The organism is Rhizobacter sp. P5_C2, from assembly GCF_054049715.1.
On sequence record NZ_JBFULV010000031.1, the window covers coordinates 24,679 to 45,595 of the forward strand.

Annotated in this window: 26 protein-coding genes, 1 tRNA gene and 2 pseudogenes; 3 read left to right on the plus strand and 26 right to left on the minus strand. The window is 70.1% G+C overall.

Annotated features, from left to right (window positions below; all coding sequences use genetic code 11):
* Window positions 1-2 precede the first annotated feature (2 nt).
* The 15 genes and pseudogenes from fliE to ACXJLU_RS13735 all read right to left on the minus strand — a co-directional run bounded on the left by fliE (window position 3) and on the right by ACXJLU_RS13735 (window position 10,566).
* Complete coding sequence (fliE, locus tag ACXJLU_RS13665) at window positions 3-311, minus strand: flagellar hook-basal body complex protein FliE (RefSeq protein ID WP_457331708.1); 309 nt, start codon at window positions 309-311, stop codon at window positions 3-5.
* Window positions 308-748 carry a flagellar basal body rod protein FlgC gene (gene flgC / locus ACXJLU_RS13670; RefSeq protein ID WP_457331709.1) on the minus strand — a complete coding sequence of 147 codons (441 nt, stop codon included), beginning with the start codon at window positions 746-748 and terminating at the stop codon, window positions 308-310. Before flgC ends, fliE begins: the two co-directional genes overlap by 4 nt.
* Window positions 748-1,116 carry a flagellar basal body rod protein FlgB gene (locus tag ACXJLU_RS13675; protein WP_457331711.1) on the minus strand — a complete coding sequence of 123 codons (369 nt, stop codon included), beginning with the start codon at window positions 1,114-1,116 and terminating at the stop codon, window positions 748-750. Before ACXJLU_RS13675 ends, flgC begins: the two co-directional genes overlap by 1 nt.
* A gap of 25 nt (window positions 1,117-1,141) precedes the next feature.
* A complete protein-coding gene (locus ACXJLU_RS13680; protein WP_457331713.1) occupies window positions 1,142-2,221 on the minus strand; it encodes a flagellar basal body P-ring protein FlgI in 1,080 nt (359 codons plus the stop codon).
* Window positions 2,222-2,288: 67 nt separating this feature from the next.
* Complete coding sequence (locus ACXJLU_RS13685) at window positions 2,289-2,888, minus strand: flagellar basal body L-ring protein FlgH (RefSeq protein WP_457331715.1); 600 nt, start codon at window positions 2,886-2,888, stop codon at window positions 2,289-2,291.
* Window positions 2,885-3,538 (minus strand): flagella basal body P-ring formation protein FlgA, encoded by a 654-nt coding sequence (locus ACXJLU_RS13690; protein ID WP_457331717.1) that lies wholly within the window; start codon window positions 3,536-3,538, stop codon window positions 2,885-2,887. Before ACXJLU_RS13690 ends, ACXJLU_RS13685 begins: the two co-directional genes overlap by 4 nt.
* Window positions 3,539-3,568: 30 nt before the next feature.
* Window positions 3,569-4,333 carry a flagellar basal-body rod protein FlgG gene (flgG, locus tag ACXJLU_RS13695; protein ID WP_457331719.1) on the minus strand — a complete coding sequence of 255 codons (765 nt, stop codon included), beginning with the start codon at window positions 4,331-4,333 and terminating at the stop codon, window positions 3,569-3,571.
* Window positions 4,334-4,336: 3 nt separating this feature from the next.
* Window positions 4,337-5,059 (minus strand): flagellar hook-basal body protein, encoded by a 723-nt coding sequence (locus ACXJLU_RS13700; RefSeq protein ID WP_457331721.1) that lies wholly within the window; start codon window positions 5,057-5,059, stop codon window positions 4,337-4,339.
* 14 nt (window positions 5,060-5,073) lie between these two features.
* On the minus strand, window positions 5,074-7,134 hold the full coding sequence (locus tag ACXJLU_RS13705) for a flagellar biosynthesis protein FlhA (protein WP_457331723.1): 2,061 nt from the start codon (window positions 7,132-7,134) through the stop codon (window positions 5,074-5,076).
* A complete protein-coding gene (locus ACXJLU_RS13710) occupies window positions 7,131-8,210 on the minus strand; it encodes an EscU/YscU/HrcU family type III secretion system export apparatus switch protein (protein ID WP_457331725.1) in 1,080 nt (359 codons plus the stop codon). The genes ACXJLU_RS13705 and ACXJLU_RS13710 overlap by 4 nt, the downstream gene beginning before the upstream one ends.
* The gene (locus ACXJLU_RS13715; RefSeq protein ID WP_457331727.1) at window positions 8,210-8,968 is read right to left on the minus strand and encodes a flagellar biosynthetic protein FliR; all 759 of its coding nucleotides are present in this window, start codon (window positions 8,966-8,968) and stop codon (window positions 8,210-8,212) included. The genes ACXJLU_RS13710 and ACXJLU_RS13715 overlap by 1 nt, the downstream gene beginning before the upstream one ends.
* 10 nt (window positions 8,969-8,978) lie before the next feature.
* A complete protein-coding gene (locus tag ACXJLU_RS13720; protein ID WP_457331729.1) occupies window positions 8,979-9,245 on the minus strand; it encodes a flagellar biosynthetic protein FliQ in 267 nt (88 codons plus the stop codon).
* Between the two features lie 387 nt (window positions 9,246-9,632).
* A pseudogene (locus ACXJLU_RS13725) lies at window positions 9,633-9,854 on the minus strand (IS110 family transposase); the annotation flags it as partial.
* A 60-nt stretch (window positions 9,855-9,914) separates the two neighbouring features.
* Window positions 9,915-10,208 (minus strand): annotated as a pseudogene (locus ACXJLU_RS13730) (IS3 family transposase); the annotation flags it as partial.
* A 282-nt stretch (window positions 10,209-10,490) separates the two neighbouring features.
* A tRNA-Arg gene (locus ACXJLU_RS13735) sits at window positions 10,491-10,566 on the minus strand.
* 127 nt (window positions 10,567-10,693) lie between these two features.
* On the opposite strand from ACXJLU_RS13735, the gene ACXJLU_RS13740 reads away from it, so the two are divergent.
* Window positions 10,694-11,305, plus strand: coding sequence for a c-type cytochrome (locus tag ACXJLU_RS13740; protein ID WP_457331731.1), 612 nt, complete (start codon window positions 10,694-10,696; stop codon window positions 11,303-11,305).
* A gap of 46 nt (window positions 11,306-11,351) precedes the next feature.
* Here the strand turns inward: ACXJLU_RS13740 and ACXJLU_RS13745 are convergent, their stop codons facing one another.
* Genes ACXJLU_RS13745 through purU form a run of 4 tightly spaced genes read right to left on the minus strand, consistent with a single transcriptional unit; the run spans window position 11,352 to window position 14,254 of the window.
* Window positions 11,352-11,885, minus strand: coding sequence for a DUF2946 family protein (locus ACXJLU_RS13745; RefSeq protein WP_457331733.1), 534 nt, complete (start codon window positions 11,883-11,885; stop codon window positions 11,352-11,354).
* 20 nt (window positions 11,886-11,905) lie between these two features.
* Complete coding sequence (locus ACXJLU_RS13750) at window positions 11,906-12,895, minus strand: YheT family hydrolase (RefSeq protein WP_457331735.1); 990 nt, start codon at window positions 12,893-12,895, stop codon at window positions 11,906-11,908.
* Between the two features lie 10 nt (window positions 12,896-12,905).
* On the minus strand, window positions 12,906-13,355 hold the full coding sequence (locus tag ACXJLU_RS13755) for a YybH family protein (protein ID WP_457331736.1): 450 nt from the start codon (window positions 13,353-13,355) through the stop codon (window positions 12,906-12,908).
* Window positions 13,356-13,369: 14 nt separating this feature from the next.
* Complete coding sequence (gene purU / locus ACXJLU_RS13760) at window positions 13,370-14,254, minus strand: formyltetrahydrofolate deformylase (protein ID WP_457331738.1); 885 nt, start codon at window positions 14,252-14,254, stop codon at window positions 13,370-13,372.
* A gap of 116 nt (window positions 14,255-14,370) precedes the next feature.
* On the opposite strand from purU, the gene ACXJLU_RS13765 reads away from it, so the two are divergent.
* Complete coding sequence (locus ACXJLU_RS13765) at window positions 14,371-15,015, plus strand: sigma-70 family RNA polymerase sigma factor (protein ID WP_457331740.1); 645 nt, start codon at window positions 14,371-14,373, stop codon at window positions 15,013-15,015.
* Window positions 15,015-15,716 (plus strand): anti-sigma factor, encoded by a 702-nt coding sequence (locus ACXJLU_RS13770; RefSeq protein ID WP_457331742.1) that lies wholly within the window; start codon window positions 15,015-15,017, stop codon window positions 15,714-15,716. Before ACXJLU_RS13765 ends, ACXJLU_RS13770 begins: the two co-directional genes overlap by 1 nt.
* Here ACXJLU_RS13770 and ACXJLU_RS13775 read toward each other — a convergent pair.
* Genes ACXJLU_RS13775 through ACXJLU_RS13805 form a run of 7 tightly spaced genes read right to left on the minus strand, consistent with a single transcriptional unit; the run spans window position 15,692 to window position 20,911 of the window.
* A complete protein-coding gene (locus ACXJLU_RS13775) occupies window positions 15,692-17,215 on the minus strand; it encodes a sensor histidine kinase (RefSeq protein WP_457331744.1) in 1,524 nt (507 codons plus the stop codon). The two genes, ACXJLU_RS13770 and ACXJLU_RS13775, sit on opposite strands and share 25 nt — an antisense overlap.
* 25 nt (window positions 17,216-17,240) lie before the next feature.
* Entirely contained in the window at window positions 17,241-18,242 is a 1,002-nt protein-coding gene (gene waaF, locus ACXJLU_RS13780; RefSeq protein ID WP_457331746.1) for a lipopolysaccharide heptosyltransferase II, read from the minus strand.
* Window positions 18,243-18,251: 9 nt separating this feature from the next.
* Window positions 18,252-18,458 (minus strand): zinc-finger domain-containing protein, encoded by a 207-nt coding sequence (locus ACXJLU_RS13785; protein ID WP_457331748.1) that lies wholly within the window; start codon window positions 18,456-18,458, stop codon window positions 18,252-18,254.
* Between the two features lie 7 nt (window positions 18,459-18,465).
* Complete coding sequence (locus tag ACXJLU_RS13790; protein ID WP_457331750.1) at window positions 18,466-19,389, minus strand: branched-chain amino acid transaminase; 924 nt, start codon at window positions 19,387-19,389, stop codon at window positions 18,466-18,468.
* A gap of 41 nt (window positions 19,390-19,430) precedes the next feature.
* On the minus strand, window positions 19,431-19,829 hold the full coding sequence (locus ACXJLU_RS13795; protein ID WP_457331752.1) for a hypothetical protein: 399 nt from the start codon (window positions 19,827-19,829) through the stop codon (window positions 19,431-19,433).
* The gene (locus ACXJLU_RS13800; RefSeq protein ID WP_457331754.1) at window positions 19,826-20,623 is read right to left on the minus strand and encodes a metallophosphoesterase family protein; all 798 of its coding nucleotides are present in this window, start codon (window positions 20,621-20,623) and stop codon (window positions 19,826-19,828) included. The genes ACXJLU_RS13795 and ACXJLU_RS13800 overlap by 4 nt, the downstream gene beginning before the upstream one ends.
* Window positions 20,624-20,647: 24 nt before the next feature.
* The gene (locus ACXJLU_RS13805) at window positions 20,648-20,911 is read right to left on the minus strand and encodes a DUF6587 family protein (RefSeq protein ID WP_457331756.1); all 264 of its coding nucleotides are present in this window, start codon (window positions 20,909-20,911) and stop codon (window positions 20,648-20,650) included.
* Between the last annotated feature and the right edge of the window lie 6 nt (window positions 20,912-20,917).

Here is a 20,917-nt window from a genome sequence, read left to right on the forward strand (position 1 = left end):
CCTCAGGCCTGCATGCGCATGATTTCTTGATAGGCCTCCAGCACGTGGTTGCGCAGTTGCACCACCAGCTGGAAGGACAGGCGGGCTTCCTCGGCCCGCATCATGACTTCGTGCAAGCTCACCGCATCGCCGGCAGCCAGCGAACGCAAGCCCTGCTCCGAGGCCTTGAGCTGGCCGTCGACTGCCGCCAGTTCGCGGTTGAACCACTGCGCGAAATCGACGCCGCCGGACGCCGGCGCCGCGCCCGCATCGACGGTCCCGGCGGCGTCGAGCGCCGCCAGGTTCGAGACGGCTGCGATCGGTTCGCTCATGACTGCCTCCCGCCGATCTCGAGCGCGCGCGCCGCCAGTGCGCGCGTGACGCCCGCGGCAGCGACGTTGGCCTCGTAGGAGCGCAGCGCCGTCATCAGCGTGACCATCTGGGCCGTGTGGTCGATGCCCGGGTAGGCCACCATGCCGTGCTCGTCGGCATAGGGGTGGCCGGGCTCGTGCACCAGGCGCGGCGCAGCGGGCGTCGCCACCACCTGCGCCTGCGGCAGCGCGCCGATCGCCGCGGCGGCGCCGGCGGCATCCATCAGCCCGGCAAAGCCGGTGCCGGCCTGGGTGATGACGGTGAGCGGCTTGTACAGGCCCGCTTCGGTGCGCGCCGTGGTGTGCATGTTGGCCAGGTTGAGCGCGGTCGTGTCGACCCGCAGCTTCTCGACGGCCATGCCGGCGGCGCTGATCTGGAACGCGGCGCGGTAGTCCATCAGCGCTTGCCTCCATCCAGCGCCAGGCCCATCAACGCGTACTGCTTGTTGAGCAGGCTGACGAGCGCCTGGTAGTGCAAGGCGTCCTCGGACATCGCGCGCACCTCCTGGTCGAGCTGCACCTCGGCGTCGCCGCTGGCGACCACTTCGGCTGCACTGCCCGCGGACGCCGCCAGCGCCGCGCCGTCGGCCGACGGCGCGGCCTGCCGGGCTGCCTCGAGGTTCTCTTCGAAGCGCACGCGCCGCGGCACGTGCCCGGACGTTCCGGCCAGCGCGATGTTGCTGGCATGCACCGCCTGGCGCAGCGCGCCGGCGTTCAGCGCGGCGCCCACGAGGGCGCCGGTGGCGGGGTCGATGGCGGAAACCATGGCTGTCCTTGTCATGAGAGGTGGTTCACTGCACCACCAGTTCGGCGTGCAGCGCCCCCGCCGCCTTGACGGCGTGGAGGATGGAAATGATGTCGCGCGGCGGGGTGCGCATGCGTGTCAGCGCCTGCACCAGGTCGGCCACGGTGTTGTTGGTGGGCGCGACGTAGACACCGGCCTGCCCCTCGTCGACGGCGATGCGGCTGTTCGAGAGCGACTGGGTGCGGATGCCCTCGCCCGGGCGCACCAGCAGCGTCGGCTGGGACACGCTGTTGTCGGTGACGACCGACACCTTCAGTTCGCCGTGCGACACCGCAACGCGCGAGATGCGCACGTCGCCGCCCGCGACCACCGTGCCGGTGCGCTCGTTGACGACCACGCGGGCGCGCAGGTCGGGCGTCACGCGCACCGACTCGATCGCGGCCAGGAAACGCGGCACCTGGCGCAGGTAGGCGTCGGGCACGCGGATGTCGATGCCGGCCGCATCGTGCACCTCGGCCAGCGGGTTGCCCAGGCTGGCGTTGATCGCGTCGGCGACGCGCGCGGCGGTGGTGAAGTCGGGCTCGCTGAGCACGAAGGTCACGCTGCGCGGTGTCTCGCCGGATTCGGGGGCGGCCGCTTCGACGTGCGCACCTGCGGCAATGGTGCCGACGGTCGGGTGGTTCTTCTGCGACTGGTTGCCGTTGGCGTCGTAGCGGTAGCCGCCGACCGACACCTGGCCCTGCGCCAGCGCATACAGCCGCCCGTCGGCGCCCTTCATCGGCGCCAGCACCAGCGTGCCACCGGCCAGGCTGCGCGCGTCGCCGATCGACGTGACGGTGACGTCCAGCGTGTCGCCGCCGCGCGCGAACACCGGCAGGTTGCCGGTGACCATCACCGCGGCGACGTTGCGCGTGTTCACGTCGTCGGCCGGCAGCGCCAGGTCGAAGCGGGACAGCATGTTGGCCAGCGACTGGCGCGTCGCCTTGCTGCGCGCGCTGTCGCCGGTGCCCGCGAGCCCCGTGACCAGCCCGTAGCCGATCAGTGCGTTGTCGCGCCACCCGGACAGCCGGCCCAGGTCCTTGATGCGTACCGGCTCGTCGGCGGCGTGGGCGGCCTGGGCGGCCATGACGAGGCACGCCAGGGCGGCCCGGAGCAGGCGTCGTTGCAGGGTTCGGAAACTGAAGATGTCCATGTCAAAGCCCCAGTGCGGTCAGCAGGCGCTGCCACCAGCCAGGCTTCTGCCGCTCGCCGACGACGCCCTCGCCGACGTAGCTGATGCGGGTGTCGGCCAGGCGCCACGACAGCACGGTGTTGTTCTCCTGCAGGTCCTGCGGGCGGATGCGGCCCTCCAGGCGGATCTGCTGCCGCTCGTCGTTGATCTCGATCACCTGCTCGCCGGCCAGGCGGAGGTCGCCGTTCGGCAGCACCTCCTGCACCGACACGGTGACCTGCGCCAGCAGGTGGCCGGTGCGCTCCGTGCGGCCGCGCCCCTCCATCTCGTTGCCGACGCCGATCGTGGCCCGGTGGCGCCGCGACGTCGTGCCCACGTCCAGCGAGACCGCCGCGTTGCGATCGGCCTGCGTGTCGGCGCTGCTGGTGGCGCTGCTGGTCTCGAGGATCTGCACCGTGACGAGGTCGCCGACGCGGGACCCCTTGCGGTCGGAGGTCAGCGCCTGGAAGGTGCTTTCCTTGTAGAGGCTGTCGGTGGCCTGCGCCGCGCCGGCGGCGTTGAGTGCCGCGAGCAGCAGAACCCCGCTGCGCGCGAGGCGGCCCGGGAACGGCAGGCGGTTCATGGCTGCACCTCGACGAGCCGGTCGACGGCGAGCCGGCCCAGCACGGCGTCGGTCGCGCCGCCGGCGGGCGACACCCGCAGCAGTTCGCCCGGCCGCGCATCGGCCAGCGCCGTGCCGCGGCCCTGCAGTTGCAACGCCCCGCTGCGGTAGACCACGTCGACGACATCGCCGCGGCGCACCCCGGCCGCCGGGCCGACATCTCCGGCGCGCAGCACGCTGCCGGCCGCCAGCGGGCGCCGCGGGCGCCACGCCGCGGCGTCGAATCCCACGCCGGCGGGCAGCGCATCGGCCTCGCCGATTGCATCCACTTGCACGCGCTCCAGTTGTGCCGCCTGCAGCGGCGAGGCGGGATCGGCCGGCGCCGTCAAGCGCCACGCGCTGCGTTCGGCCTGCACCTGGAAGGCCTGCCGCCACCGGCGCGAACCGCCGGCATCGGGCTGTTCCAGCGTGACCCCCATGCGGCGACGCAGGTCGCTGTCGACCGAGCGCACGCGGCAGTCGGCACCGGGCGGCAGGCCGGCGGCCGGCGCATCGGCGGTGAGCGTGAACACCGTTTCGGGCAGCGCCCGTTGCAGGCTCGTCGCCAACGCGGCGCGCGCAACCTCGGTGCAGGACGGCTGCGCGGCCTGCGCCGCGACACACGACAGCATGGCAGGAACCATCAGGATCATGCGCATGGTTCAGCGACGCAGGTTGTTGCTCATGCCGAGCATTTCGTCGGCGGCCTGGATGACCTTGACGTTCATCTCGTAGGCACGCTGCGCGACCATCAGGTTCACCATCTCGTCGACCAGCTGCACGTTCGAGCCTTCGACGAATCCCTGTGCGAAGGTGCCGCTGCCGGCCTCGCCGGCGCGGGCGGCCATGGCTTCGCCGGACGCTTCGCTCGCACGGTAGAGCTTGTCGCCCAGCGACTCGAGGCCGGCCGGGTTGGCGAAGTTCGCGAGTTCGATGCGCCCGAGCGACACGCTGCGGCCGGTGCCGGCATCGGTGCCCGACACACTGCCGTCGGGCGCGACGGCGAGGTTCTGGATGTCGCGGCCGACGTGCACTGACGGGTGCAGCACCAGGCCTTCGGTGGTGGCGAGCAGCCCGTCCTTGTTGACGGTCAACGTCGCGCCCCGCGTGTAGGCGCTGCCACCGTCGGCGAGCTGCACCTCGATGAAGCCGTCGCCACGGATCGCCAGGTCCATCGGCGAGTCGGTGCGGCGCAGTTCGCCGGCCCCGAAGTATTTCGGCGTGCCGGCGATGGCCACGCCGACCGGCCTGGGCGCCGCGAGGCCGCCGGCAGCGGCACCCGCCTCGTGACGCATCAGGTCGTGGAAGTTCACCGAACCGCGCTTGAACCCCGGGGTGTTGACGTTCGCCAGGTTGTTGGCGATCGTCTGCACATTGGATTGCTGGGCTTCGAGCCCGGTGGCGGCGATGTAGAGCGCGTCGTTCATGGATCAAACCTCTCCGAATTTGCGAATGGCTTTCTCGATGGCTTCGTCGTAGCCCTGCAGCAGCTTTTGCATCGCCTCGAAGTGGCGCGATGTCTCGAGCAGGGCCACCATCTCCTGCGTCGACTGCACGTTCGACGCCTCGACGTAGCCGCTGCGCACGGTGGCGGCGCCGTCGGCCAGCCGGACGGCGGCCGGCACGGGCTGGCCCTCCTGCGCAATCTGGTATTGCCCGTTGCCCATCGGCTGCAGCGCCTGCGCATCGTCGAACTGCACGATGCGCAGGCGTCCCAGCGGCTCGTCGCCGGCGAAGGCCATGCCCTGCGCGTCGATGCGCAGCACGCGCCCCGGCGCCGGCGCCTTCAGGTCGCCGGCCACCAGCTGCAGCTTCGCGCCGGAGGCCGTGGCGATGTCGCCGTCAGCATCGATCTGGAAGCTGCCGCCGCGGGCGTAGCTCAATCCCGACGCCGAGCGCAGCTCGAGCCAACCGCCTTCGACGACGAGGTCGAGCGGCTTGCCGGTGGTGCGCAGCGAGCCGGGGCTCATGTCGACGCGCGATGCGCCGGCCAGCGCATCGTCCACATGAGCCGCGAAGGCGGCCTGCGGCGCGCGCACGTGCATCACCCGCTTGTAGCCCGGTGTGCTGACGTTGGCGAGGTTCTGGCCGATGCCGGCGAGGCGGGTCTGGTCGGCCTGCATGGACAGGAGGGCGGTCTCTAGCGTGTTCATGGCAGGGGGGAGCCTCAGGAAGCGGACGTGAGTGCCGGCACCGCGACGGTGCCGAAGGACTGCAGCGCTATGCTGTTGGGAACCTCGGTAAGCGCCAGCACGCGCATGTGCGGCACGGCGCGTTCGATCAGCAGGCGCAGGTGGCGCCGCAGCTCGGGTGCGCACAGCAGCACCGGCAGCAGGTTGGCGCGCATCATCTGTTCAGCATGGCTGGCCAGTCGGGCGAGCAGCTGCTCGCTGAGCCGCGGCTCCAGCGCCAGGCCGCTCGCCGTCTCGGCGCGCCGCACCTGCTGCGTCAAGGCTTGCTCGACCGCCGGGTCGAGCGTCAGCACCTGCAGCGCCGGTGCATCGCCGATCAGTTGCTGGCAGATGGCCGCGCCCAGTCGCTGGCGCACCAGTTCGGCCAGCGCCGCCGGATCCTTGTGGCTGCGGCCGGCATCGACCAAGGTCTCGACGATGGCCTCCAGATGCCGCACCGACACCTTCTCGCGCAGAAGGTGCTGCAGCACCTTCTGCACGTCACCCAGCGGCAGCACGGTCGGGACCAGTTCCTCGACCAGGCCGGGATGCGACTGCCGCAGCCGTTGCACCAGCCGCTCGGTCTCGGCGCGCGTGACGAGCTGCGACGCATGCTGGCGCAGGGCTTCGCTCAGGTGCGTCATCACCACCGTCACCGGATCGACAAGCGTGTAGCGCGCCGCGCGCGCGGCATCGCGCTGACCGTCCTCGATCCACAGCGCCGGCAGCTTGTAGGTCGGCTCGCGGGTTTCGATGCCGGGCACCAGGCGCGTGTCGCCCGACGGGTGGATCGCCAGCACCCGGTCGAGGTAAAGCTCGCCCTTGCCGATCAGCGCACCGTGCAGGTGGATCTCGTAGGCCCGCGCGCCCAGCCGGGGCGAGGGCAGCGTCGCGAGCGACGGCAGCACGAGCCCGAGGTCCTGCGCGAGCTGCTGGCGAAAGCTGGCGACGCGCTCGGCCAGCAGCAGGCCGTCCGCACGGCCGAGTGACTCGAGGGCACTGCCCAGCCGCAGCTCCAGCGGCTCGACCTTCATCGCCGCATACAGGTCGCCGGCCCGTGCGGCCTCCGGTGCTTCGTCGGCCGACTCCGGCAGCGCCGCCACGGACCGCCCGCGGGCATGCCAGGTCACCAGGCCCAGCACGCCCAGCAGGCACAGGCCGGGCCACACCGGCAGACCCGGCAGCAGCATCAGCATCAGCAGCGCCAGCATCACCAGCGCCAACGCCTTCGGATGCGAGGTGACCTGGCGGAACACCTCGGCACTCAGGTTGCTGTCGGCGGCGGACCGCGTCACGATGATGCCGGTGCCCACCGCGATGACCAGCGCCGGCACCTGGGTCACGATGCCGTCGCCGATGGTCAGCAGCGTGAAGGTCTGCAGCGCCTGGCCCCAGCTCATCTGCTGCTGCATCACGCCGATGATCAGGCCGCCGATGATGTTGATCAGCAGGATGACGATGCCGGCGATGGCATCGCCCTTGACGAACTTGCTGGCGCCGTCCATGGCGCCGTAGAAGGCGGCTTCCTTCTCCAGGGTCTTGCGGCGGCGCTGCGCCTCGGCCTGGTCGATGAAGCCCATGTTCAGGTCGGCATCGATGCTCATCTGCTGGCCGGGCATGCTGTCGAGGGTGAAGCGGGCGGCGACCTCGGAGACGCGCTGTGCGCCGCTCGTGACCACGACGTACTGCACCACCACCAGGATCAGGAAGACGATGAGCCCGATCACGTAGTTGCCGCCGACCACGAAGGAGCCCACCGCCCCGATCACGTGGCCGGCGTCGGCATCGCTCAGGATCAGGCGCGTGGCCGCCACGTTCAGCGCCAGCCGGAACAGGGTCGCGATCAGCAGCAGCGACGGAAAGGTCGAGAAGTCGACCGGTCGCGCCATGTAGAAGGTCAGCAACAGCAGCAGCAGTGCGAAGCTGACGTTGGTCAGGATCAGCAGGTCGAGCAGGCCGCTCGGGATCGGCGCGAACAGGATCGTCATCACACCGACGACCATCAGCACCAGCACGATGTCGGTGTGCCGGCCGAAGAACTGGCGCCAAGTGGTCATGCCGGGCTCCCGGCGCGTTGCGCGCACCCCGCATAGACCCAGACCAGGATGCGCGCGAGCACCGGGTACCAGGCCTCGGGCACCGGGCTGTCGATGTCCATCTGGCGGTACAGCGCTCGTGCCAGCGGCGCGTTCTGCACGATGGGAATCGCGTGGCGGGCAGCCACCTCGCGCATCTGCCGCGCCAGGCCGCCGGCACCCTTGGCCACCAGCGTCGGTGCAGCCTGCGTCCGGCGGTCGTAGCGGATGGCCACGGCCAGGCGCGTCGGATTGGTGATCAGCACATCGGCGCCGGGCAGGCGGCGCATGGCCTGCGACTGGCGCAGGCGCTCGACGCGCAGCTCGCGCAGACGCCGCTTCAGGCGCGGATCGCCTTCGCGGTTCTTGGCTTCGTCCTTGATCTCCCGCGCGCTCATGCGCATCTGGCGCGCGAATTCCCACCGGGTGTAGATCAGGTCGACCAGCGCCAGCACCAGCAGCACCAGCCACAGCTTGGCCAGCAAACCACCCATCAGGTCGGGCAGGCGCAGCAGCGAGGCCTTGGCCGGCAGCCACGACAGCGCGAGAAAGCTGCCCCACAGGGCTTGCAGGGCCCACCAGAACACCGACACCAGCAGCGCGAGCTTGATGACGCTGCGCAGCGCGAGGTACAGCGTCTTCAGCGACATCAGGCGCTTCAGGCCCGCCATCGGGTTCAGGCGCTCCAGGTCAGGCTTCAGTGGCTCGGTGGAGAACACCGGGCCGGTCTGGACGAGGTTGGCGAGAATGGCGACCACGGCCAGCGCCAGGCACAGTGGCGCCAGCAGGCCGGCGGCGGCCAGGCCGAATTCGGCCAGCAGCGTGCCCACCCGCTGCACGTCGAGCGGCAGCCATGCATGGGCGTCCCACCAGCGTTGCGGCCACCGGCTCCAGTCGCGTACCGCAGGCAAGGCCATCGCGTAGCACCACACCAGCGCGACGGCCAGCAGCGCCACCTGCGTGACGTCGGCACTGCGCGGCACCGAGCCGCGCCGGCGCGCCTGCTCGAGCTTGTGCGCGGTCGCCTCGTGGCTGCGGTCGAGGTCCTGCTCGGCCATCAGCGCAGCACTCCTTGCCAGTACGCGAAGACGTCGGCATAGCCGCGGTTCATCAGCGGCGCGAACTGCCGCGACGCGAGGGCCAGCAAGCCCAGGCCGAGTGCGATCTTCAACGGCATGCTGACGAAGAACACGTTCATCTGCGGCAGCGCCCTGGACACGACCGCGAGGCCCGCATCCAGCAGCAGCAAGGCAACGATGACCGGCGCGCCGAGGGTGACGCCCAGCGTGAACAGCAGGCCGAAGGCGCGCACGATCTCGACCAGTGGGTAGCGCATCAAGGAAGTGCCCGGCGGCACGGCCTCGATCGACCAGGCCAGCCCGCGCAGCAACGCATGGTGACCGTCCAGCCCGAAGAAGACGATCAGTGCCAGCCATTGCAGGCCCATGACCAGCGCCGAGGTTTCCGAGCGCGTTGACGGATCGTAGACGCCGCCAACGCCGAATCCCACCTGCAGGTCGACCAGCCGTGCGGCGAGTTGCACCGCAGCGAACGCGGCATGCAGTCCGAAGGCCAGGACGGCGCCGAGCAGCACCTCCGACAGCGCCGCCAACGCCAGCGCGACAGGGTCGTCGAGCCGCACCGTGGACGTGGGCCCGCCCGCGGCCAGCATCGCCGCCAGCGACAGCGTGAACAGCAGGCGCGCGCTGACCGGCGCCTTCATCAGCGTCATCAGCGGTGTCAGCATCAGCAGCACCCCGAGTCGCAGCGACAGGAATGCAGCAGCCGCGACCCAGTGCGGGTCCATCACGATCATGTCGCTTCGCTCAGAGGTAGTGAGGAATGTTGGAGATCAGTCGCGTGGCGTACTCGGCCAGGCGGCGCAGCATCCAGGGACCGGCCACCACCAGCACGACGACCGCACCGATCATCTTGGGGATGAAGGTCAGCGACATCTCCTGGATCTGCGTGACGACCTGCAGGACGCTGACCAGAACCCCGATCAGCAGGGTGCACAACAGCAGGGGTGCTGAGATCAACAAGGCGTTGATCAGCAGCTCGCCAAACAGCTTGGCGGCTACATCGGATGTCACGAACGGCTCCCTCGAAGATACGGACGAACAAGATCTGGCGGCTGCTCTGTGGCAGGCCTCATTGCGGCGCGCCCCAACGCGCCGGCCGATCCGTCATCCTTCGTGGGAGTGCGGTCTCGGTGAATGAATTACACCGGATTTGTCGATGTGTGACAAGGCGTTCGCGGCGCTGCAACACCCCGAATCTTGGGGAAGCGCAACCGGTGCAAGCCGTGGTATCGCGCGAGAGATCCGCGGCGTGCGAAGCATGCAGACAAGCTATCGCGGATTTCCGGAGGTGGTTTACCGTATCCGCTATGGAAGTGCTCGGCCAGCGCCTCCCGGCCGACCTCGATGGCCGTCTTGCTCGTGATGGTGACCTCCCTGATCGCGTCCAGGGCGAAAGAGGACGAGCAGGCGGAAGGTACCAGGCAACTCGTTCTCGGCATCTTTGATGAGCGGCGGCACACGCTGAGCGATGTAGGCGATTCCCTGCGGCACCACCAGGCCATAGGGTCTGACGGTCGGGCCACCGCTTCGCAAATTGCCTCGGCATCCGCCGCGTCGTTTTTCTTGCTCTTAACGTACGGCTTGACGAACTGAGGCGCCATCAGCCCGAACCGTGTGGCCCAGCGCTGGCTGTCGTGGTCAAGTCTTTTCGGACAGTCAATGAGTTGGTTGGGTTGAATCTCAGTGGGTGAGTTCGGCGTGTCGCTCATGCTCAACAGGCGAGCGATAGCCGAGTGTGGAATGGAGCCTGACGGAGTTGTAGAAGCAGGCGATGTGGTCGGCGACATCGATCATTGCTTCGGTGTGATTGGCGTAGTCGCGCTGCCACACGCGTTCCATCTTCAGGTTCAGGAAGAAGAGTTCCATCACGGCGTTGTCCCAGCAGTTGCCCTTGCGGCTCACGCTGGCAATCAGGTTGTTGCTCTTGATCAAGGCAGCACGCTTGTTGCTGGCGTATTGGCCGCCGCGATCGGAAGCTCGACCGATCTCTTGGCTACCTCCGAAGTCCTGCAGCGTCGCCATCGAGGCGGCAAGCGGACGGTCGGTAGCCCAAGCGACAGACAGCAACCGCTGCACAGCTGCCGCGCGTACCTGCCAGCGGCTGGCCGCGGCAAGTCCGGCTGACCTCGCTCTCAGCTCTTGCTTGTACAGTCGGAGTGAAGCAAAAGCTGGCCGCGAATAAATCGCGTTAACTCTGTCCAAACGGCCAGAACATGTGCAAAGGCACATATCAGTCCGCTGCGCGAAGTGAAGCGGTGGTGCGCCCGGCTGGGATCGAACCAGCAACCCCTGCCTTCGGAGGGCAGTACTCTATCCATTGAGCTACGGGCGCGAAGTGCGCGATTCTACAGTGGTCGCCGACAGCCCCGGGTGAGCCCGATGGCGCGTGCAAGGGCGACCTCTATAATCCCGCGGTTTTGCCAGCACCGGCAGCCAACGGATACGCCTCGAGGAACTCCATGAGCGATGCCCACAGCACCCCCGAACACGACGCCCCGCACGAGGGTCCGATCAAGACGCCCAAGCAGTTGATCCTCGCGGTGTTCTTCGCGTTCGTGATCCCGATCCTCGCCATCATCCTGCTCGTCAGCTATGTCGAGGCCGACCACCAACCCGCCGCCGGCAGCGATGGCCTGAAGGCCGAGGCCGTTGCCAAGCGCATCCAGCCGATCGCCGCCTACGAGGTCAAGGACCTGTCCGACCCCGCGTCGCTGAAGACCGGCGAACAGGTCTTCGCCGCCCAGTGCACCGCCTGCCACACCGCCGGCGTCGCAGGCGCTCCGAAGTTCGGCGACAGCGCCGCCTGGGGCCCGCGCATCCCGCAGGGCTACGAGGTGCTGCTGACGCACGCGCTGAAGGGCAAGGGCGCGATGGGCCCGCAAGGCGGCGGCGATTTCAGCGATGTCGAGATCGGCCGCGCCGTCGTCTTCATGGCCAACAAGGGCGGCGCCAAGTTCGCGGAACCCGCAGCGGCACCGGCTTCCGCTGCCGCCTCCGCGGCCACGGCCGAGGCCGCGCCGGCCGCCTCTGCTGCGGCCCCTGCCGCCTCGGCGGCATCCGCCGCAAAGTAAACCGGGCGCTCGCCCACCCGTCGAAGCCGGCCTCGCGCCGGCTTCGTCATTCCAGGCGTTGCGGACTCAGGCAGACACCGAAGCGCTGCAGCAGCGCCGCATGGCCGATCGCCTGCGGCGCCCACCAGCCGCGCTCGACGGCATCGGCCGCCGCTTCCATGTCCAGCGTGTGCACGATGCCCAGGCCCAGGTCGGTGCCGAGGTACAACCGCCCCGCTTCATCGAGCCAGGCCGTGTCCATGCGCGCCGCGCGGCCGGTGTGCGATTCGAGCTGCGGCGCGGCATCGGCCTGTGCCGCCAGCCGCCACACCCACGGCGCCGCTTCCAGCTCGACGAACACCTGCTGCGGCCCGTTCTGGAAGAACCAGCGGCCGCGCGCATCGCTTTCGTAGTTGCGACCGATGAACTCGCGCAGCTTGTCGTGCCGGATCACGCTGCCCTTGACCTGCGGGAACGCGCCCGCCGCCTGCACGCGGTCGTCGCGCATGTACCACTCGCCGCGCGCGTCGAGCGCGAGCCAGCCGACGCAGGCCGGCACGTTGGGCCACTTCTTCAGCGCGGCCTTGACCATCTCGTCCATCGCGGCTCCTTTAGGGTGGGTCAGCCGGCCACGTGGGGCGCGAGCCAGCCCATGACCTGCTCCGGCAATGTCATCACATGCCCCGGCCACGCCCCCGCCGGGAATCCCACGTGCCCGCCATGATGCGGCTGCCACAGCGTGACGAACGGGCCGACATCGGCCTGCCGCGGCAGGCTGTGCGCCGGCACGAACGGGTCGTTGCGCGCGTTCAGCACCAGCGCCGGCACGCGGATGCGGTGCAGGTGCGGCTTGGCCGACCCGCGCTTCCAGTAGTCGTCGGTGTCGCGAAAGCCGTGCAGCGGCGCGGTGAACACGTTGTCGAACGCGTACAGGTCACGCGCCGCGCGCAGCCGCTCGCGATCGAACAGGCCCGGGTGCTGCTCCCACTTGCGCAGCGCCTTCGGGATCATCGTGCGCAGGAACATGCGCGTATAGACATGCCGGTTGAAACCGCGCCCGATCGCCTGCCCGCCGGCCGCCAGGTCGATCGGCGACGAGATCGCGCAGACCCCGCGCACGACGGCCGAGGCCGTCTCGCCCGCCTCTTCGGCCCAGCGCAGCAGCGCATTGCCGCCGAGCGACACGCCGACCGCGACGATCGGCCCGGCGTGCCGGGACCGCAGCGTTCGCAGCACCCAGCCGATCTCCTCGAAGTCGCCGGAGTGGTAGGCCCGCGGCGCAAGGTTGATCTCGCCCGAGCAGCCGCGGAAGTGCGGCACCGCGTAACGCCAGCCGCGCTCGCGCGCCCAGTGCGCGAAGGCCTGCGCGTAATGGCTCGCGGACGAACCTTCGAGGCCGTGGAACAGCACCAGCATCGGCGCCTCGCCCGACTCGACCCCGACCTGGAAATCCACGTCGATGAAGTCGCCGTCGGGCGCGGTCCAGCGCTCGCGCCGATAGACCGGCGCCGGCCCGTGGTAGCGCTTCGAGTACAGCGCCGGCCAGATCGTCTGCAGGTTGCCGCCGACGGCACCGCGGCCGCCGAGCCAGCGCGGGGATGGGAAATCCATCAGCGTCGCCTCAGTGCAGGACTGCCGGCGTCTCGCCGACCTCCTGCACCTCGCCGGCCGACCCCGGGCTCGCATGGTGCGCGACCATGCGCCAGCCGAGTGCCGTCTTCACGTACACGTTGGTCGCGACGACCCAGGCCGCCTGCGGGCCTTCGTTGGTCATCACCTGCACCCGCTCGAGCACGCTGTGCACGGCCGTCGATTCGCTCTCGAGCCGGCGCACCTTCTCGGGGTGCGCATCGATCGTGCCGTTCGAGAACATCGATTCGAACGCGGCACGGATCGCCATCGGCCCGACCACCCGCGGCCCGCCCGGGTGCACGCAGGTGATGTCGTCGTCGTCGGACCAGACCGCCATCAGCTTCTCGATGTCGCCGCGCTGCAGCGCCTCGTAGAACTGCTGCTCGGTGTCATCGGGCGAGGACAGCAGCGCGGCAGCGGGCGGTTTGGGACGGGCCATGTCGACAGGGTTCCTTATCGGAAGACAACGGTCTTCTGACCGTTCAGCAGCACACGGTGCTCGACGTGCCAGCGCACCGCGCGCGCCAGCACCATGCACTCGACATCGCGGCCGACCGCGGTGAAGTCCTGCGCGCTCAGCGAATGGTCGACGCGGGCCACGTCCTGCTCGATGATCGGCCCCTCGTCGAGGTCGGCGGTCACGTAGTGCGCGGTCGCGCCGATCAGCTTGACGCCGCGGTCGTGCGCCTGGAAGTACGGCTTCGCGCCCTTGAAGCTCGGCAGGAAGCTGTGGTGGATGTTGATCGCCCGGCCCTTCATGAAGCCGCAGAAATCGGCGCTCAGGATCTGCATGTAGCGCGCCAGCACCGTCAGGTCGACGCGCTCGCGCTCGATCAGCGCCTCGACCTGCTGCTCTTGCGCACGCTTGGCCTCGGGCGTGCTGCCGGCCGGCAGCGGCAGGTGGTGGAACGGGATCGCGTAGCGCTCGGCGAGGCCGGCGAAATCGGGGTGGTTCGAGACGATGGCCGCGATGTCGACGCTCAGTTGCTGCGAATGCCTGCGGTACAGCAGGTCGTTCAGGCAGTGGCCGTGCTGGCTCACCATCAGCAGCAGGCGCGGGCGGCGCGACAGGTCGTGGAAGGTCGCGTCCATGCCGTACTGCTCGCGCACGCTGGTGAACAGCCGCTCGAGCGTGGCGCCGTCGGCCAGGTGGGCCGGCGCCTCGAAGTGCACGCGCATGAAGAACAGGCCGGTCGCCGACGCTTCGCCGATGTCGCCGAACTGCTGCGAATCCAGGATGTTGCAGCCGGCCTGGTACAGCAGGCCCGACACGGTGTAGACGATGCCCTTCGTGTCACGGCACGACAGGGTGAGGACGAATTCACGGACAGGCTGCATGGGCGCAGATTGTACGGACGGGGTGGACCCCGGGTAGCGCACGGGCACGCCGTACCAGCACGCCGCACGGGGTGCCGCATAGAATCGCCGCCACGTGAACCTCGTCACGCCCTGTCGTGACCCCCAGCACCATGGCCGTTGCACCCGCTGAGTGGAGTGATCGAAGCAAGGAGCTGTCGGCGCTGCTGGCCCGCAGCGGGCTCGGCGACCGCCAGGCCTTCGCGGCGCTGTACGAGCGCACCAGCGCGCATCTGTTCGCCGTCGTGCTGCGTATCAATCGAGACCGGGCACAGGCGGAAGACGTGCTGCAGGAGGTGTATGTCAACGTCTGGCGTGCCGCGCAGAGCTTCGATGCGGCGCAGAGCCAGCCGCTGACCTGGCTGACCAGCGTGGCACGCAACCGCGCGATCGACAGCCTGCGCCGCAAGCAGACCGAGCCGCAAACGCAGCCCGCGCCAATCAACGACGACGAGGACAAGGACGTGTACGACGATGTGGCTGACGACGCGCCGACGCCGCTCGAGATGCTGAGCCGGGCCTCGGATGCCCGCGCGCTCGCGCAGTGCATGGAGGGCTTGAGCGCGCCGCAGCGGCAGAGCGTGGCGCTCGCGTTCTACGACGGCCTGAGCCATGCCGAAGTCGCCGACCAGATGCGCCAGCCGCTCGGCACCGTCAAGTCGTGGGTGCGGCGCGCGCTGCTCTCGCTCAAGTCCTGTCTCGACAGCGCCGTGCTGCGCGACGGCCGCGCGCGGGGTGCCTGATGGACTACAGCCGGCCTGAACGGGCCGATCGCCTCGGCGCCGAATACGTCGCCGGCACGCTGCGCGGCCCGGCGCGGCGGCGTTTCGAATCCCTGCTGCCCGGCCACCCGGCGTTGCGCGGCGCGGTGCAGCGCTGGCAGGAACGGCTGATGCCGCTGACCGTCACGCTCGCGCCGGTGACGCCGCCGGCGCGGGTGTGGCGGCGCATCGAGGCGCGCCTCGGGCTGCGGCCCGCCGAGGCGCCGTCGCAGGCCTGGTGGGCGCGCCTCGCGTTCTGGCGCGTGCTGAGCGGTGTCGCCACCGCCGCCACGCTGGCGCTGGCGTTCATCGTCGCGAGCCCGCCGCCGGCCCAGGCGCCGATCGTCGTCGTGCTGTCGGCCGCCGCACCGGCCGACCAGCCGAATGCGGTGACGCCGGCCCGCTTCGTCGCCAGCATCAGCGCCGATGGCCGCGCGATGGTGACGCGGCCGCTGACGCCTGTCAGCGTGCAGGCCGACCGCTCGCTCGAACTGTGGGCGCTGCCGCCGAGCGGCGCGCCGCGCTCGCTGGGCGTGATCTCGGCCAGCGGGTCGACGGTGGTGCGCCGCGGCCAGGTGCTGCAGGGCACCGCGGCGCTGGCCGTCACGCTGGAGCCGCCGGGCGGGTCGCCGTCGGGCGCGCCCACGGGCCCGGTGCTCTACGTCGGCAAGCTGAGTTCGTAGCCGGCGGGCAGCGCCACGCTGAAGGTCGAGCCCACGCCCGGCGCGCTCTCGACCTCGATGCGCCCGCCCATCAGCACGGTCAGCGCGCGCGTGATCGCGAGGCCGATGCCGGTGCCCTGGATGCCGCTGCGCTGCTGCGCGAGCCGGTTGAACGGCTCGAACAGCTGCGGCAAATCCTTGGCCGCGATGCCGACACCGTCGTCGATCACCTGCAGCAGCACCTCGCCGTCGCGGGGTTCGGCGCGCACCCGCACCGAGCCGCCGGCGCGGTTGTACTTGACCGCGTTGCTCAGCAGGTTCAGCACCACCTGGCGCAGCCGCGTCGGGTCGGCACGCACCTGCAGGGCCTGCGCACCCTCGATCGGCAGCAGCGTGACACCGGCCTCGCCGGCTTGCGGCGCCAGCATGTCGAGGCATTCGCCGAGCAGCGGTCCGAGCGCGACGTTCGCCGATTCGACCGAGAGCTGGCCCGCCTCGATGCGCGTGTGGTCGAGCAGGTCGCCGATCATGCGCAGCAGGTGCTCGCCCGATTCGCGGATCAGCCCGACGCGCCGGCGCTGCGCGACGCTGAGCGGCTCCTCGTCGAGCTCGAGCAGCTGCGCAAAACCGAGCACCGCGTTCAGGGGCGTGCGCAGCTCGTGGCTCATGCGCGACAGGAACTCGGTCTTCGCGCGGTTCGCCGCATCGGCCGTCACGGCGGCGGCGCGCGCCTTCTCGAGCTCGCGGTATTCGGTGACGTCTTCCAGGTAGCCGTGCCACAGGATCGAGCCGTCGGCGGCGCGCCGCGGCGACGACACCGCCTGCATCCAACGCAGGCTGCCGTCGGGGTGGTGGTAGCGGTACTCGGTGCGCTGCGTCGCCTTGCTGCGCGCCCAGTTCGACACCGCGGCCAGCAGCTCCTCGCGGTCGCTGCGCGCGATGCGGCGGAACATCTCCATCGCATCGCCCATCAGCTGCTGCGGCGTCAGCCCGAGCACGTCGAGGCAGCGGTCGCTGACGAACGGGATCTCGGCGCGCCCATCGGGCCACAGCCGGTACTGGTACAGCACGCCGGGCACGTGCCGCATGATCTGCTGCAGCCGCTCGTCGCGCTCGGCGGCCTCGCCCTGCGCCTGGCGGCGCAGCGTCACGTCGCTCAGCGTGCCGACCATGCGGCGCGGCCGGCCGTCGGGCCACCATTCGACGATGCGCCCGCGCTCGGACAGCCAGCGCCAGCTGCCGTCCTTGTGGCGCGCGCGGTACTCGCTCTCGTAGGCCGAGATCTCGCCGCGCGCATGGCGCAGGTAGGCCGCGTGGTTCAGCGGCCGGTCGTCGGGGTGGATCACGGCGTCCCAGCCGGCCTGGTTCGGCGGCATCTCGCCGACCGCATAGCCGAGCAGCGCGACGCTGCCGTCCATGCCGCTGAGCACGTCGCCCTCCATGTCCCAGGCCCACACCGAGGTGCCGGCGCCGACCAGCGCCTCGCGCATCAACCGGTCCTGCTGAAGCTCGGCGGCCATCGCGGTGCTGCTGTGTGGCCGTGCGTCAGGCGAGACGCAGGCGGTCGGCGAGCGCGGCTTCGACCCGCTGCGCGCTGACTCCCGTCAGGCAGCGGGTGTGGCCGAAGCGGCAGGTGCGGTCGAAGCAGGGCGCGCAGTCGAGCTGCAGCTCTTCCTTCAGCCAGATCACCTGCGCGCGCGGGTTCAGCGGCGGCGTGTGCTCCGGGCTGGTCGAGCCGAACACGGCGACCTGCGGGACGCCGAACGCCGCCGCGACGTGCATCAGCCCGGAATCGTTGCTGACGACGCCGCGGGCGCCGGCGATCAGCGCCATCGCGTCGATCAGCGTGGTCTTGCCAGCGAGCACACGGCAGGCGCCGGGCGCGGCGGCGGCGATCTCGTCGCACAGCGCGACCTCCTTGCCTGAGCCGAGCAGCACGATCGGCAGGCCGTGGGCGGTGTGCAGCGAGCGCGCGAGCTCGGCGTAGTGCGAGGCGGGCCAGCACTTGGCCGGGCCGTACTCGGCGCCCGGCGCGAAGGCCCAGTACTGCTGTGGGGCGAGGTCGGCTGCGGTGGTCACGCGTTCGAGCGTCGCCGCGTCGAACTGCAGCCGCGGCCGTTCCGTCTCGACGGTGCCCCCGGCCAGCGCGCTGTAGAACGCCACCATCGGCGGGCGCCCGCCCGGGTTCGGCAGCCGCTTGTTCAGCAGCAGCGGCCGGCCTTCGCCCTGGTAGCCGATGCGCTGCGGGATGCCGGCGAAGAACGGGATCAGCGCCGACTTGATCGAGTTCGGCAGCACATAGGCGGTGTCGAAGCGGCCGCGCAACGTGGCCGCGACGCGGCGCCGCGCCGACCAGTCGAGCCGGCCGTGCGCGAACGGCAACTCGATCACCTCACGCACGCCGGCCATCGCCCTGTACACCGGCGCGACCCACGGCAGCGCGGCCACCGTCAGCTCATCGCCGCGCGCGGCCAGCCGGCCGACCAGCGGCTGCGACATCACCGCGTCGCCGATCCACTGCGGGGCGATCAGCAAGGCGCGGTTCATGCCGTCCGGTCAGTGGCTGTGAAGTTTCTCGCCGGCCTTCAGGCGGTAGACCGTGCCGCAGTACGGGCACTTGCCTTCGCCGGTCGTCGCGACGTCGATGAACACCTTCGGGTGGGTGCTCCACAGCGTCATCTTCGGGTTCGGGCAGAACACCACGCCGGGGCCCTGCACGTCGTGCGCGGTCACTTCAACCACTTCCTGCTGTTTGCTGCTCATGGGGTCCTCAGACGGCGGTCAGCCATTCGGCGTATTTGGGATTGCGGCCGTTCACGATGTCGAAGAACGCGCTCTGGATCTTCTCGGTGATCGGCCCGCGCGAGCCGCTGCCGAGTTCGATGCGGTCGAGCTCGCGGATCGGCGTGACCTCGGCGGCGGTGCCGGTGAAGAAGGCCTCGTCGCTGATGTAGACCTCGTCGCGGGTGATGCGCTTCTCGACCAGCTTCAGGCCGAGGTCGTTGCAGATCGCGAAGATCGTGTTGCGGGTGATGCCGTTCAGCGCACCGGCCGACAGGTCGGGCGTGTAGACCACGCCGTTCTTGATCACGAAGATGTTCTCGCCGGCGCCTTCGCTGACGAAGCCGGAGGCATCGAGCAGCAGCGCCTCGTCGTAGCCGTCCTCGGTGGCTTCCATGTTGGCGAGGATCGAGTTCGTGTAGTTGCTGACCGCCTTGGCCTGCGTCATCGTGATGTTGACGTGGTGGCGGGTGTAGCTGCTGGTCTTCACGCGGATGCCGCGCCGCAGGCCTTCCTCGCCCAGGTAGGCGCCCCAGGACCAGGCGGCGACCATCAGGTGGATCGTGTTGCCCTTGGGGCTCACGCCCAGCTTCTCGGAGCCGATCCAGGTCAGCGGGCGCAGGTAGCAGCTCTCGAGCTGGTTCTCGCGCACCACGGTGCGTTGCGCGTCCATCACCTCCTGCTGCGAGAACGGGATCTTCATGCGCAGGATCTTCGCGCTGTTGAACAGACGCTCGGTGTGCTCGCGCAGCCGGAAGATCGCCGTGCCGTTCGCCGTCTTGTAGGCGCGCACGCCCTCGAAGGCACCGCACCCGTAGTGCAGCGTGTGGCTGAGCACGTGGATCTTGGCGTCGCGCCAGTCCACCAGCTGCCCGTCCATCCAGATTTTTCCGTCGCGATCGGCCATCGACATGGCAGGCTCCTGTGTGGGGAAATGAGGCTGAGCCGGCGATTTTACGGATGCGGGGGCTCGACCGTGTCGGCCGGCCTCACCAACGTCCATTTCGCGAGCTTGCCGCCCTTGAATTCGAGCGTGACCTCGCTGCCGCCGTCGTCGGCCCAGGCCCAGGTGTCGCCGTCGGGATCGATCCTGCGACCGAGGCTGCGCGTCATCGTGACCACCTGCATCATCGTCAGGCCGGCGCTCAGCTTCGAGTTCAGCATCACGGTGCTGCCGACGTGGCCGACCGGCGCTTCGCCGGCGTTCTTCATCACGCGCAGCGCGCGGCTGAACTGGATCAGCAGCCAGAACACGATCACCGACACGGCCATCACGACGCCCTGCCAGCCATAGGCCTTCCACCCTGCCGCCACCGCGATCACCGCGAGGCCCCACCCGACGATTGGATTCATGCGCGCGATGTTACGGGGCGGATCGGGGCGCCGGCCTGTGCAGTTTCCACAACGAAGCCGGTTCGCAGCGCGCCGGCCCAGTCCTGCCTGCCATGTCGATCGGCCAGCCGCGCGGCCGGTTCGGCGTCGTAGGGCACGGCGCGCCACTCGACCTGCCAGCCCGCCGGGCGGCGCGTCAACAGCGCGTAGCGGGCGTGCGGCGTGCCGTTCTCGACGACGTGCGGATGCGGGTGCGCATCGTCATAGGCCTGCAGGCCGACGCTGCCGGGGTTGACGACGAGACGGCCGTCGGCGAGCCGCAGCCCGCGCGGCACGTGGGTGTGACCGCACAGGATCACGCCGTGCGGCACGCCTTGCTGGGCGCTGCCGGCGCGGGCCGTCGCCTCGGCCAGCGTGGCGGGGCGCATGCCGCCGGGGGCCACCGATTCGAGGAAGTAGACGAGGTCGTTGTCGGGCGTGCCGTGGCAGCAGAACAGCTCGTCGCTCAGCTGCAGCGTGGCCGGCAGCGCGGCGAGCCAGGCCCGGTGCTGCGGCAGCAGCCGTTCGGCGGCGAACGCATCCGAGGCGCCCATCGCCGCGATGTCCGGCGCCAGCGCCTGGCGCTCATGGTTGCCGCGGATCGTCGGCAGGCCGAGCGCCATCAGCCGTTCGGCGGTCTCGGTGATCCACAACGGGCCGGACAGGATGTCGCCGAGGTTGACCGTCAGGTCGGCGCCGGTGGTGGCGATGTCGGCCAGCACCGCGTCGAGCGCGTGCAGGTTGCCGTGGATGTCGGAGAGGGCGGCCAGTCGCATGCCGCCATTGGACTACGGAACCGGTCAGGAACGGCGGTGGATCCGGATCGCCTGCGCCTTGCCGGCCTGTGCCGCCGCCGCGGCCTTCGCGGGCACGTCGCAGCCGTCGCAGCCGCAGCCGACCGGCACCTGCGCGGCCCGCTGCAGCCGTTGCGCGATCGGTGCCGGCCACGCCGGCCAGCGCGCGAGGCGCCCGGCCACCGTGCGGCGCAGCGCCGCCGGCATCAGCGCGTTGACCGCGTAGCCGAAGCAGACGAGGACGATCAATCCGACGATCAGGTCTTGCATGGCGGA